Genomic DNA, 13,425 nt, shown 5'->3' with positions numbered 1-13,425 from the left:
GAACTGAATCAGCAGTACTTTTGATTTAAAAATGGAAAAGAGATTCCTCTAAAAAATAGTTTAAATAATGAAAAAACAAATTCTTAGCCTTATTGTGATTCTGCTCTGCCTGAGTAACGGAACTGCTCAAACACAAATAACAAACGGTTCTTTATTGGCACCGACACCGCCAATGGGTTGGATGACTTGGAATTATTTTGCTGATGCTATTAATGAAAAAGACATACGCGAAATGGCAGATGCCATTGTAAGTACAGGCATGTTAAAAGCCGGTTATGATCATGTATTCATTGATGATGGTTGGCAGGGCGGAAGAGACAACAGAAATACTATTATTGCGGATCCAATGAAATTTCCGTCTGGAATAAAAGCACTTGCTGATTACGTGCATAGCAAAGGATTAAAATTAGGGATTTATTCGGATGCAGCACCGCTTACTTGTGCGGGTTATACGGCCAGTTTGAATTTTGAAGATCAGGATGCCAAAACGTTTGCCAGTTGGGGAATTGATTATTTGAAATACGATTACTGCGGTGCTCCGGATGATACGGAAATTGCTAAAACCCGTTATAAAAAAATGGCAGATGCTTTACGCAAAAGCGGACGTGACATTGCCTTGGGTATTTGTGAATGGGGAGATCGCAAACCATGGCTCTGGGGGCAGCAAGTTGGCGGTCAATTATGGCGCACCACCGCAGATGTAAGGGATAAATGGAAAAGCCTTGAAACGGTTAAGACTGCTAAAGAATTACATTCAGTAGGCGCCGGAATAATAGATATTGTAGATTTTTCACAAGATTATGCTGCTTATGCAAAACCTGGATATTGGAATGATATGGATATGCTTGTAGTAGGACTTTATGGTAAAAAAGGACCTTCGGGAGATTTAGGTGGTGTTGGTTGTACCGATACGGAATACCAGAGTCAAATGAGCCTTTGGAGTATCATGAATTCGCCTTTGGCAGCAACCAATGATGTCCGAACAATGAATGCCGAAACCAAACGTATTTTGTTAAATGAAGAGGTGATAGCCATAAACCAGGATGCTTTAGGAAAGCAAGCGGTTTGTAAAATAAAGAATGAGTTGTGGAGTGGTTTTGTAAGGCCATTAGCTAATGGTGATTTTGCAGTTGCAATTTTGAACCGTTCCGAAACCGCCCAAAATTCTAAAATTAGTTTTGCTGAATTGGGACTGAATGATGCATATCAAATAAAAGATTTATGGCAACATAAAGTGATAGGGAAAGGTAAAAAATGGACCGGTAAGGTACTCCCTCATGAGACAAAATTGTTTCGATTGAAAAAAATATAAGGACTGTTATGAAAAATGCAATTCATTTAGTACTGTCTTTTTTTGTGCCTTTATTATATATGCAGGCACAAACCGATCAGGAAATTAAGTTTGATCGGCCGGCAACTCATTTTACCCAATCGATTCCATTGGGGAATGGCCACTTGGGCGCTATGGTTTATGGAAATCCTGTTAAAGAACGAATTGTAATAAACGAAAACTCGATGTGGTCCGGCGGAATTGAAAATCCGAACAGAGAAGATGCTTCACAACATTTACCGGAAATTCAGCGATTGCTAAAAGAAGGAAAAAACAAAGAAGCCCAACAATTGCTGCAAAAATATTTTGTCAGTGCCGGTCAAGGTTCTGCTTATGGGAATGGTGCCAATGCAAAGTTTGGTTGCTATCAAATTTTTGGAGACTTATTGATTAACTGGAAAGATACGCAGGGAACAGTTTCAGAGTACAATAGAACCTTGCATTTGGATAAAGCATTGGCCATGACCGAGTGGAAATTAGGCGGAGTTACGTATAAAGAGGAAGTATTTGCAAGTGCTCCTCACAATGCAATCATCATTCGTTTGAGTTCAAACAAAACCAAAGCATTGCATTTTAAACTAGCATTGGATAGGAAAGAAAATGCAAAATTTGTGTCCAATGGCAGCGCGATTACGATGACCGGACAATTGCCGGGCGGAAATAGTGATTTGGGTATTCGTTTTGCCGGATATGTCCAAGCCAATACTGCCGACGGAAAAGTGATTTCTGAAAATAATCGTTTGACAGTTTCGGGTGCTACCGAATGTATTATTGTGCTAAGTGCCGCAACAGATTTGAACTGGCCAACGGTTGAAAAACGCGGAGAAGATCCTTTGCCTGTGGTTCAAAAAGCAGTAAAATCAGCCAGTAAAATTTCTTGGACTGTTTTAAAAAATAAGCATATAGCTGATTATCAGTCGTATTATAATCGTTCTAAAGTACAGTTTACAACTCAACAAAATCAAGCTATCTCAAATCTGTCTACAGCGCAGCGTTTAGTTCGTTTTTCTAAAGGGGAAAGCGATGCAAACTTGCCTTTATTGTACTTTAATTTTGGAAGATATTTATTGATTTCGTCTTCCCGTCCAGGTGGATTACCGGCTAATTTGCAAGGACTTTGGGCTGAAGAATATCAAACGCCGTGGAACGGGGATTATCATTTGAATATTAATTTGCAAATGAATTATTGGCCTGCGGAAGTCACGAATTTAGCTGATTGCCATAAGCCATTAATTGAGTTTACCAAGCAATTAGTGCAATCTGGGAACAAAACGGCTAAGGCTTATTATAATTCAGATGGTTGGGTAGCACACGTAATTACAAATCCTTGGAAATTTACCGCGCCTGGTGAAGGGACAGACTGGGGCTCAACCTTATCTGGTGGAGCTTGGTTGTGCGAACATTTGTGGCAGCATTATATGTACAATCCCGATGTGGCTGTTTTAAAAGAAATTTATCCTGTTTTAAGAGGCGCTTCCCAATTCTATAAAGACATTTTAATAGAAGATCCAAAAACCAAATGGCTGGTTACGGCTCCTTCCAACTCACCTGAGAACTCCTATAAAACCGAAGATGGATTTGTAGGACAGACAACTATGGGACCTACGATGGATATGCAAATAGGACGAGAGTTATTTACTAATACCATTACAGCAGCCAGATTGCTTGGTATCGATGAAGCTTTTGCGGATACTTTAGAACAATTAAAAGGCCGTTTGGTTCCAAATCAAATCAGTGAAAAAACAGGTAGAGTTCAAGAATGGATTCGCGATTATGATGAAACAGAACCAACGCATCGTCACGTTTCACAACTGTATGGACTTTATCCTTACGATGAAATTAATGCTGCGGAAACGCCTTTGATGCTTGATGCTGCACGTCAAACATTGTTAAGAAGAGGCGATGAAGGTACAGGTTGGTCAAGAGCTTGGAAGATTAATTTTTGGGCAAGGCTAGAAGATGGTGACCACGCATTGAAAGTTCTAAAAGGGTTGCTGGCACCTGCTTTCAATGAGGAGGGTTCTAATTATACAGCTAAAGGTGCAGGTACTTATCCGAACCTTTTTTGTGCTCATCCACCTTTTCAAATCGATGGAAATTTTGGAGGAACTGCAGCCATAGCTGAAATGCTTTTGCAAAGCAACGGGAAGAATTCCGTAATTCGTTTATTACCCGCTTTGCCAACCAGCGCTGATTGGAGCAAAGGAAATGTAAAAGGACTGCGTGCCAGAAATGGTTTTGAAGTACATTTTGATTGGACTGATGGCAAGCTAAAAAAGGCAGCAATCATTTCTGTGACAGGAAATAATTGTTATGTTAAACTTCCTTCAGGGATGACAGTTTACGCTTCAAATGGCACTAAAGTAAATGTAAAATCGGAGGGAAACAGTGTCGTTTGGTTTGCAACTAAAAAAGGAAAGAGTTACTATATAAAATAAAATAGATATGATGGAATTAAACCGAAACCATAAAAATATACTGTATAAGCGTCTCCATAAATTGCTATTCGGACTGGTTTTTATTTCAATTAACCTGACAGGGTATTCACAGCATAAGAACTTTGCCGTAATCAATAAATCAATCTCGGAGAAAGAGTTGGTGAAAATTGCAGCTAATATTGTGCCTTCACGACAGCAGTTGCGCTGGCAACGTTTGGAGTTGACGGGATTCATTCATTTTGGCATCAACACGTTTACCGGTCGTGAATGGGGAAATGGGAAAGAAGACCCTAAAATATTTAATCCTACCGAATTAGATGCAATACAATGGGTAAAAGTCTGTAAAGAAGCCGGTATCAAACAAGTAATTCTGACCGCCAAGCATCACGATGGTTTTTGCTTGTGGCCAACTAAAACTACAGAACATTCTGTTAAAAACAGCCCTTGGAAAAACGGAAAAGGTGATGTTGTAAAAGAAGTGGCCGATGCCTGTAGGGAAATGGGTGTAGGTTTTGGAGTGTATCTGTCTCCTTGGGATATGAATAATGCTTCTTATGGAACAGAGGCATACAATGATTTTTTTATCAATCAGTTGACGGAATTGCTTACCCAATACGGAAAAGTGGATGAGGTATGGTTTGACGGAGCCAATGGGGAAGGTCCCAATGGAAAAAAACAGGTTTATGATTTTGAAAGATGGTATGCCCATATTCGAAAATTACAGCCACAAACAGTGATTGCTGTTTCCGGACCAGATGTGCGTTGGGTTGGAACTGAGACCGGACATGGACGTGAGGAGGAATGGAGTGTTGTGCCAATGGGAAAAAGGAATGTGTTAACAGCCGGTTCTCAAACCAAAGCAGATGAAGCGCCTGCAGGTGACATGACGGGTCAGGTTTTAGGAAGTCGTGCCCAGTTGAAAGATGGAGATGCATTAAAATGGTATCCTGCAGAAACCGATGTCTCCATTCGTCCGGGATGGTTTTATCATGAATCAGAAGATAAAAAAGTGAAAACACCAGAATATCTGAAGGAAATTTATTTTAATTCAGTAGGAAGAAATGGAGTCTTGCTATTGAATATTCCACCAGATAAAAGAGGATTGCTTACGGACTTTGATGTTTCAGCATTAAAAGGCTGGAGAGAAAAGTTGGATCATATTTTTGCCGTAAATCTTTTGAAAGAGGCAAAAGCAGTTGGAGCGGTAAAAAAAATAAAACCTTTGTTGGACGATAATGACGCTACCCATTATTTATTTCCGATGAAAGGAAATAAAAACACCGTTGAAATGGATTTGAACGAGGAAAAAACATTCAACGTTTTATTGCTTCAGGAAAACATTACCATCGGACAAAGAGTGGAAAAATTTGTACTTGAATATTGGGACAATACCGAATGGAAAAAAGCTACGGAAGGGACTACAATTGGTTTCAAACGCCTGTTGGAATTTCCAACTATAACTGCATCTAAAGTGCGATTTCGTATTGTATCATCGCGATTAAAACCGGCATTGTCTGAAATAGGATTGTATTTTAATAAAGAGAGTAAAAAAGGATAATTATGAAAGTACTTAGTGTAATGAATATGATTATGAAACGTTCTATTTTTCTTGGAATACCCTTCCTTTTTATGTTAAACCTAATGATTGTTCCAACACTGTTTGCACAAAATAAATCCATAGTCAGAATGGGCGCAACAGATACCCAATCTTTTGATGAAAATTGGTTATTTTCCCGTTATGGTTTGCAGTCTGATGGTTCCAGAAAAGAAGAACCGAAAAATTTAGAGAGTGAGAACTACAATGATACCTCTTGGCAAAAACTGGATTTACCACACGATTGGGCTATCACAGGACCATTTCGGATTGACTTGACTGGAGAAACCGGAAAGTTGCCTTGGAAAGGGATTGGCTGGTACCGCAAACATTTCACGATTCCTGCAACTGATGCCGGCAAACAAATTTTTGTTGATTTTGACGGAGCTATGGCTTACGCCAAAATCTGGCTTAACGGGAAATACGTTGGCACTTGGCCTTATGGTTATAATTCCTTTAGAATGGATTTAACACCCTTTATCAAACCGGGACAGAAAAATATAATAGCGGTACGTCTTGACACTGAAAGTTGGGATTCAAGATGGTATCCAGGAGGCGGTATCTACCGACATGTGTGGTTAGTAAAAACAAATCCGGTACATGTAGGGCATTGGGGAACGTATATCACAACTCCAAAAATAACAGCTAAAAGTGCTACGGTACAACTGGCTGTAACAGTTGATAATGCGACCAAAAAAAATGTGACTGCAAAGGTGCGCACCGTATTATTTGAATTAGACAAAAACAACACGCCTAAGTCGAAAGCGGCAGCTACCAAAGAATCGGTTCTAGAGCTGAAAGCCGGAGCTTCTGCGGTATTGGAATCACAAGCAACTATTGCGAATCCTAAACGTTGGGATATTAAAAGTCCTAATCGTTATGTGGCGCAAACCACGATTAGTATGAACGGTAAAGTGGTGGATACTTACAATACTCCTTTTGGAATTCGAACTATAGAATTTTCAGCAACAAAAGGTTTCTTGTTGAATGGTCAAAAAGTTGAAATTAAAGGGACTTGCAATCACCATGATTTAGGCGCATTGGGTGCAGCCATCAATACCAGTGGATTAAAAAGACAGCTCAAAATGTTGCAGGATATGGGCTGTAACTCCTTGCGTACGTCACACAATGTACCCGCGCCGGAGTTATTGGAACTGGCAGATCAAATGGGATTCTTGGTTTGGGATGAAGCTTTTGATACCTGGAAAGTAGGGAAGAAGAAAAACGATTATAACAAGATTTTTGATGAGTGGCATAAAAAGGATTTGAATGCAATGATTCACCGCGATCGCAATCATCCTTCGGTATTTATTTGGTCAATCGGTAATGAAGTGCCAGATCAACAAAATGTAGCATTAACGAAACAGTTGGCTGATATTGTTCGAAAAGAAGACCCAACAAGACCAGTTTCTAATGGGTATAACGACCCAGATGGTGGTCGTGGAAGCGGAGCAGCACAGGCAATGGATGTGATGGGAGTGAATTATTTTTTCAGTAAACAAGCCCAATGGGATGCCGATCCCCGTTACGCAAATATGCCTACTTTGGGAAGCGAAACGGCCTCAACAGTGAGTTCACGCGGCGAATATTTCTTTGGTAAGGAATACGAAAATTGGCAAATTTCCTCTTACGATACTGCTCATCCGGGTTGGGGCTGTACACCAGACGAACAGTTTCGAACGAATGCTAAATTTCCAAATATGTTAGGGGAATACGTTTGGACTGGATTTGATTATTTGGGAGAACCAACTCCTTATAATTCGGATGAAACGAACTTACTTAATTTTAGATCCGATCCTTCGAAAATAGCAGAGTTAGAGAAGAAATTAGAAGAACTGAGAAAATCAAATCCGCCATCCAGAAGTAGTTATTTCGGAATTATTGATTTGGCGGGATTCCCAAAAGACCGTTTCTATAGTTATCAATCAAAGTGGAGACCTGAATTGCCGGTAGCTCATATTTTTCCACATTGGAATTGGAAGGAACGAATTGGATTAGTGACTCCAGTGCATGTGTATACTTCGGGAGATGAAGCTGAATTGTTTTTGAACGGAAAAAGTCTTGGCAGAAAAGTAAAAACTCCTGGGATTGATTTTCGCTTGATATGGAACGATGTTGTATATACGCCGGGTGAATTGAAAGTGGTTTGTTATAAAAATGGAAAAGAATGGGCAACTGATATGGTGAAAACTACGGGCAAGGCTGCACAACTTAATGCTTCTGCTGACCGTTCTGTTATCACGGACGATGGAAGTGATTTGTCTTTCATTACCATTAAAGTCACCGATAAAGACGGATTAATGATTCCTCGTTCGAATTCGTTAATTAAATTTTCCATAGAAGGAGCTGGAGAAATTGTAGCGACAGACAATGGTGATGCCACGAGTTTTGTTCCTTTTCAAAGTCACGAACGACAAGCTTATAACGGGATGGCTTTGGTAATTGTAAAAGCAAAGAAAGGACAAAAGGGGCAATTTAAAGTAAAAGCAGAAAGTGAAGGATTAAGCACTTCTTTTGTAACTATTAAAATCAAATAGTTTGGAGTCAAAGTTTTTTTGCCTCTTAAAATAATCAGTTTTCTACCTGGATTGGTTTATATAAACCTTCAGAAGGAGTTCAGGATAAATATAGAACTGTTTTAAAATGGAAATTGGACAAACGTATAGTATTGTATCATGGACCGTGTTGGTTGAAAAAAAATATTCACCTAGTTTTTGCTATTTTATCAGCAATAATCTAAATTAGTCTCAAACAGATTGGGACTGTGTGAAATTTGAAATAATTAAAATGAATAATTAATTAATAAAAACGTAAATATGATAAAGTCATTTTTCTTTTCGCTTCTTTTATGTAGCGCATTCTCATTTGCTCAAGAAGTAAAAATTATTCCTCAGCCAGCTGAAGTTATTACTAATACGGGCAGTTTTGTTATTAGCCCTAAAACAAGCCTGGTGGTTTCCAACAAAGGAGATAAAGCTTCGGCAGCTTTCTTTAATACATATTTATTGGAGTATTATGGATTTGAATTAGCAGTAGTTCAAAAAGCCTCTAAAAACAGTATTGTACTGAAAAGTCTTCAAAATATTGATGGTATTAAAGGGGAAGGTTATAGTTTAAAATCGGACAAGGACGGCGTATTGATTGAAGGGAATTCAAATCAAGGAACTTTTTATGGAATGCAAACGCTAATTCAATTGCTTCCTACAGAGAAAAGCAATAGTCTAACGATTGCTTCGGTACAAGTAAAAGATGAACCACGTTTTGCCTATAGAGGTTCGATGTTGGATGTTAGTCGTCATTTTTTCCCGGTTTCATTCGTTAAAAAGTATATTGATTATTTAGCCTTACATAAAATGAATTATTTCCATTGGCACCTGACCGAAGATCAAGGTTGGAGAATCGAAATAAAAAAATATCCCAGACTTACTGAAATAGGTTCTAAAAGAAATGGATCTATCATAGGAAGGTATCCAGGCAAAGGAAGTGACAATACACCCGAAGAAGGTTTTTATACCCAAGAGGAAGTAAAAGATATTGTGAAGTATGCTTCAGACCGATTTGTAACGGTAATTCCAGAAATTGAAATGCCGGGACATAGTAGTGCCGCTATTGCCGCTTATCCGATGTTGAGTTGTTTTCCAAATGAAAAAACAGTTATACCAGATGCTATGATTTCTGAAAAAAGCAAGCAGGAATTAGCAAATGGCAGGATAAAACTGGTTCAGGAAACTTGGGGTGTTTTTACCGATGTGTATGCTCCAACCGAATATACTTTCAACTTTCTTGAAGACGTTCTTGATGAGGTAATGGCGTTGTTTCCTTCAAAATATATCCATGTTGGTGGGGATGAATCTCCTAAAGATGCCTGGAAAAGAAGCGAATTTTGTCAGCAGTTGATAAAAGAAAAAGGGCTGAAGGACGAACATGAACTTCAAAGTTATTTTATCCAACGCATGGAAAAATACATTAATAAAAACGGAAGAACCTTAATAGGTTGGGACGAAATATTAGAAGGTGGTTTGGCTCCAAATGCAATTGTTATGAGCTGGAGAGGAGAAGCTGGCGGAATAGCGGCAGCCAAAGAAAATCATCAGGTGATTATGACCCCGGGAAGCCACGTTTATCTGGATCATTCCCAAACAAAAAATGAAAAAGAAGTTACCATTGGAGGTTTTACCTCATTGGAAAAAATATACAGTTATGAGCCTATTCCTAAAGAATTGAATGCGCAACAAGCTAAATATGTACTAGGTGCCCAAGGAAATGTGTGGACAGAATATATGACTAATCCATCCAAAGTAGAATATATGATATTCCCACGTTTGAGTGCCCTTAGTGAAGTATTATGGTCGCCAAAGGAAAATAAAAATTGGCCTGCTTTTCAAACTAAAATTGAGACGATGAAAAAAAGATATGATATGTGGGGCGCTAATTATTTTAAAGAAAAGGAATAATAATTACACCCAACAGGTTAATGTTTTAGACTAAATATGTTAAATAAAAAGAGGCTGTCCGAAAAGGCAGCCTCTTTTTATACATCGCCAGTTTCTGTACTATTAAAAAAGGAGTAAAAAAGAAGCTCCGAAGCAGGATGATTTCATTTGGTTTTTTAAAGTATTCATTTTTCCCTTTTAAATTTGTTGTTCTTTGGAGCGTTTCAAAATTTTGCGAGAGTAGCAGTGATTAATCTGTTTTTAATAATGCCATCTGACAAAAGCCTCCATTGCTGCATAATTAGACAATCCTAATTGTACATATAATTCTGAAGTTTCTCTATTTCTATCTTCTGCTCTTTGCCAAAATTCTCTGGCATCAGACCCTTGAAATACAACACCGTCTTTTTGAGATTGGTGCTTGAAAATCCCGTGTCTTTTATCTAATACCTGATCCGGACTCATGGGTACAGCCATTTCAACTTCATCGATGCCCCATTCCTGCCAAGCGCCTCTATACAACCAAACCCAGCAATCCTTCATGAAATCTTTTGTTTTTAATCGTTTTACAGCTTCAAAAATGGCATCCAAACATACTTTATGCGTTCCATGCGGATCAGCCAAATCACCTGCGGCATATATTTGATGCGGTTGTATTTTCTCGATAAGATCCATGGTCAACTGAATGTCTATTTCTCCTAAAGGTTTTTTCTCAATCGTTCCTGTTTCATAGAAAGGCAGTTCCATAAAGTGAATTTGCTCATCTGGTAAACCAACAAAATTACTGGTGGATCGCGCTTCTCCTTTTCGAATCAATCCTTTCAAATAGCGCACTTCGGGAATGTCTATTTCACTCGCTTTTTTGTTTTTAAGAAATGCTATCGATTTTATATAAATATCCTCTGCTTCTCTACTTTTTATTCCAAATTTTTCATTGTAGTCACAAACAAATCTGGCAAATCGTAGTGCCTCATCATCAGCAACAGCAATATTTCCCGAAGTTTGATATGCCACATGCACTTCATGTCCTTGTTGTTGCAATCGCATAAAAGTTCCTCCCATACTGATAATATCATCATCTGGATGCGGACTAAAAATCAGCACTCTTTTTCTAGCCGGTTCCGCTCTTTCAGGTCTATTGGAGTCCTCCGCATTTGGTTTTCCTCCCGGCCATCCGGTAATTGTATTTTGTAATTTATTAAATATTTTGATGTTGATGTCGTACGCTGGTCCTGAATCAGCCAATAAATCGCTCATTCCGTTCTCTATATAATCCGCATCGGTAAGCATTAAAATAGGTTTTTTTAAATCAAGTGCCAACCCTAATACCGCTTTTCTGGTCAATCGATCTGTCCAAACAATCTTCTCCACTAACCAAGGTGTATTAATTCGTGTTAGTTTTGAAGAAGCTTCTTTATCTAAAACAAAAACAGCATTATTATGCTCTTGCAAAAAGGAAGCAGGAATTTGATTGGTTACGGTTCCTTCAACAGAAGCTTTAATGATGTTCGATTTTCCTTCGCCCCAAGCCATTAAAATCACTTGTTTGGCTTCCATTATTTTTTTAACACCGAGCGTGATTGCAGTTCTTGGTGTATTGCTCAATCCAGAAAAATCGCCACTTGCCGCGACTCTGGTGATGTGATCTAATGCTACCAATCTTGTTTTTGAATTTTGTAAAGAACCCGATTCGTTAAATCCGATGTGACCGTTTCCTCCAATTCCAAGTATTTGCAAATCAATTCCACCTAAAGCTTCTATTTTCGCTTCATAATTAGCACAATAATCCGCAATTTCTTCTTTGGACAATGTTCCATCCGGAATATGATAATTTTCTGGTAGGATATCCACTTGATCCAACAGTAATTCTTTCATAAATCGTACATAGCTGTTTATAGAATCCGGTTCCATTGGGTAATATTCATCTAAGTTGAATGTAATTACATTTTTGAAACTTAGCCCTTCTTCTTTGTGCAGGCGCACTAATTCAGCATACAATCCTTTGGGCGAAGACCCTGTTGCCAAGCCTAATATGCAGGATTCCTGATTCTCTTGTTTTGACTTGATAAGTGTTGCTATTTGTTGTGCAACCGCTTTGGATGCTTCGGTTGAATTTTCAAAAACTATGGTACCTATATTCTCGAATCTTTTTTCGAAACCTGTCGCCTTATCTATACTACTTTTTAACATTGTCAGTTTTATTTTTAATTTATTTTATAATCGTAATCGAGTATTATTTTCTGGACCAGCTTCGGTATTTGTGTCCTTTAAAAGCATAAAATATAATCATCAAATAAGAAGGCACTAAAATTAAATACGCAATTTGATTCCCACTTTTTGCTGTTTCTGCAACTCCATTGGCTTCGTTAGTTAAGTTGATGGTTTGCACTAAATAACCATAAAACAATGGGAAAATTGCACCTCCAATGATACCCATAATCAATATTGCGCTGGCTATTTTAGTATATCCTCCCAAATCCTGAAGTGCCATCGGCCATATTGCAGGCCAACAAAGTGCATTGGCAAGTCCCAATAGTGCGACTAAAATAATAACCAGAGGCAAAGCTGGAATACCAGGCAATTGAATCATTATAGTTGGGGATATTAACACAATCAAAATCACTAAAATTAATCCCAGAATACCGGAAGCTTTTAGTGCAATAACTTGGGAAATATATTTAGGAATTAATGTGATTCCTAAAATATATCCTATTACCATTGCTGTCATGGTAAATGAAGTTAGTTTTAAATAAAAATTACCTTGTTCTCCATAAACGCCTAGTTGTTTTCCGAAGCCACCAATTGAATCTCCTGCTAAAACTTCGGCAGCCAAGTATAACATCAAGGTGATTACACCTAAAACTAATTGAGGATATTTAAAAGCATTTACAATCTGTTTAAAAACGCTTTGATTTAATACTTTTCCATCTTCATCCAGATCAATTTCCGGCAACGGAGACAGTTTGACTAAAGCGGCCAAGACAAGAATAATAGCTCCCATATACAAATACGGAGTTTGTAATTGTAGCGCTAGGGAATCTAATACGGCAGATTTAGTGGCGAAATCCAGTACGGCAATTTTATCGGCCGTATACTCCTGCATGTTTGACAGTACTAAAGCTGTCAACACCAGCGGTGCAATAAATCCTGCTAATTTATTGGCAATCCCTAACACACTAATTCGTGCTGCCGCACTTTCTCTGGGACCAATAACAACTACATAAGGATTTGCTGCCGTTTGCAAAATTGCCAAACCAGTTCCCATAACAAATAAAGCTACCAGAAACAGGAGAAAAGTGCGTGCTTCGGCTGCAGGGTAAAACATAAATGCTCCAAAAGCAATTACCACTAATCCTACCGAAACGCCATTTTTATAGCCTACTTTTTCTATGACCCAAGAGGAAGGAATCGCCATTACAAAATAAGCAATGTAAAAGGCAAAAGCCACAAAATAAGCCTGAGATTGAGACAACTCGCACGCTAATTCAAAAAATGGAATTAGTGGGCCATTCAACCAAGTTACGAATCCTAAAATGAAAAATAATGAGGTTAGAATAACCATCGGAATTAATGTATTCCCGGGTTTATTATTTATGGTGCTTTTACTTTGTGACATGTTATTTGTTTATA

The 13,425-nt window shown here is 38.3% G+C and carries 7 protein-coding genes; 5 read left to right on the top strand and 2 right to left on the bottom strand.

Annotated features, from left to right (window positions below):
- Positions 1-67: 67 nt before the first annotated feature.
- The 5 genes from Q1W72_RS05245 (at position 68) to Q1W72_RS05225 (ending at position 9,816) form a co-directional block, all read left to right on the top strand.
- A complete protein-coding gene (locus Q1W72_RS05245) occupies positions 68-1,312 on the top strand; it encodes a glycoside hydrolase family 27 protein (protein ID WP_302137553.1) in 1,245 nt (414 codons plus the stop codon).
- Positions 1,313-1,320: 8 nt separating this feature from the next.
- Complete coding sequence (locus tag Q1W72_RS05240) at positions 1,321-3,768, top strand: glycoside hydrolase family 95 protein (RefSeq protein WP_302137552.1); 2,448 nt, start codon at positions 1,321-1,323, stop codon at positions 3,766-3,768.
- A 7-nt stretch (positions 3,769-3,775) separates the two neighbouring features.
- Positions 3,776-5,326, top strand: coding sequence for an alpha-L-fucosidase (locus tag Q1W72_RS05235; protein WP_302137551.1), 1,551 nt, complete (start codon positions 3,776-3,778; stop codon positions 5,324-5,326).
- Between the two features lie 2 nt (positions 5,327-5,328).
- Complete coding sequence (gene galB / locus Q1W72_RS05230; protein WP_302137550.1) at positions 5,329-7,899, top strand: beta-galactosidase GalB; 2,571 nt, start codon at positions 5,329-5,331, stop codon at positions 7,897-7,899.
- A 279-nt stretch (positions 7,900-8,178) separates the two neighbouring features.
- A complete protein-coding gene (locus tag Q1W72_RS05225) occupies positions 8,179-9,816 on the top strand; it encodes a beta-N-acetylhexosaminidase (protein ID WP_302137549.1) in 1,638 nt (545 codons plus the stop codon).
- Between the two features lie 240 nt (positions 9,817-10,056).
- Here the strand turns inward: Q1W72_RS05225 and nagB are convergent, their stop codons facing one another.
- Together nagB and Q1W72_RS05215 are read right to left on the bottom strand one after the other, a co-directional pair.
- Complete coding sequence (nagB, locus tag Q1W72_RS05220) at positions 10,057-11,985, bottom strand: glucosamine-6-phosphate deaminase (protein WP_302137548.1); 1,929 nt, start codon at positions 11,983-11,985, stop codon at positions 10,057-10,059.
- A 43-nt stretch (positions 11,986-12,028) separates the two neighbouring features.
- Complete coding sequence (locus Q1W72_RS05215; protein WP_302137547.1) at positions 12,029-13,411, bottom strand: sugar MFS transporter; 1,383 nt, start codon at positions 13,409-13,411, stop codon at positions 12,029-12,031.
- Positions 13,412-13,425 lie beyond the last annotated feature (14 nt).

The sequence above is a fragment of the Flavobacterium sp. ZE23DGlu08 genome (assembly GCF_030505335.1).
In the GTDB taxonomy this organism is placed as follows: Bacteria; Bacteroidota; Bacteroidia; order Flavobacteriales; family Flavobacteriaceae; genus Flavobacterium; species Flavobacterium algoritolerans.
The sequence above is the reverse complement of the archived record's forward strand: the minus strand, read 5'-3'. Positions and strand labels throughout refer to the sequence as shown.

Excerpts from the sequence above, each read along its gene's own strand:
- Q1W72_RS05245 (WP_302137553.1), top strand. The coding sequence starts at position 68 with ATGAAAAAACAAATTCTTAGCCTTATTGTGATTCTGCTCTGCCTGAGT.
- Q1W72_RS05240 (WP_302137552.1), top strand. The coding sequence starts at position 1,321 with ATGAAAAATGCAATTCATTTAGTACTGTCTTTTTTTGTGCCTTTATTA.
- Q1W72_RS05235 (WP_302137551.1), top strand. The coding sequence starts at position 3,776 with ATGATGGAATTAAACCGAAACCATAAAAATATACTGTATAAGCGTCTC.
- galB (WP_302137550.1), top strand. The coding sequence starts at position 5,329 with ATGAAAGTACTTAGTGTAATGAATATGATTATGAAACGTTCTATTTTT.
- Q1W72_RS05225 (WP_302137549.1), top strand. The coding sequence starts at position 8,179 with ATGATAAAGTCATTTTTCTTTTCGCTTCTTTTATGTAGCGCATTCTCA.
- nagB (WP_302137548.1), bottom strand. The coding sequence starts at position 11,985 with ATGTTAAAAAGTAGTATAGATAAGGCGACAGGTTTCGAAAAAAGATTC.
- Q1W72_RS05215 (WP_302137547.1), bottom strand. The coding sequence starts at position 13,411 with ATGTCACAAAGTAAAAGCACCATAAATAATAAACCCGGGAATACATTA.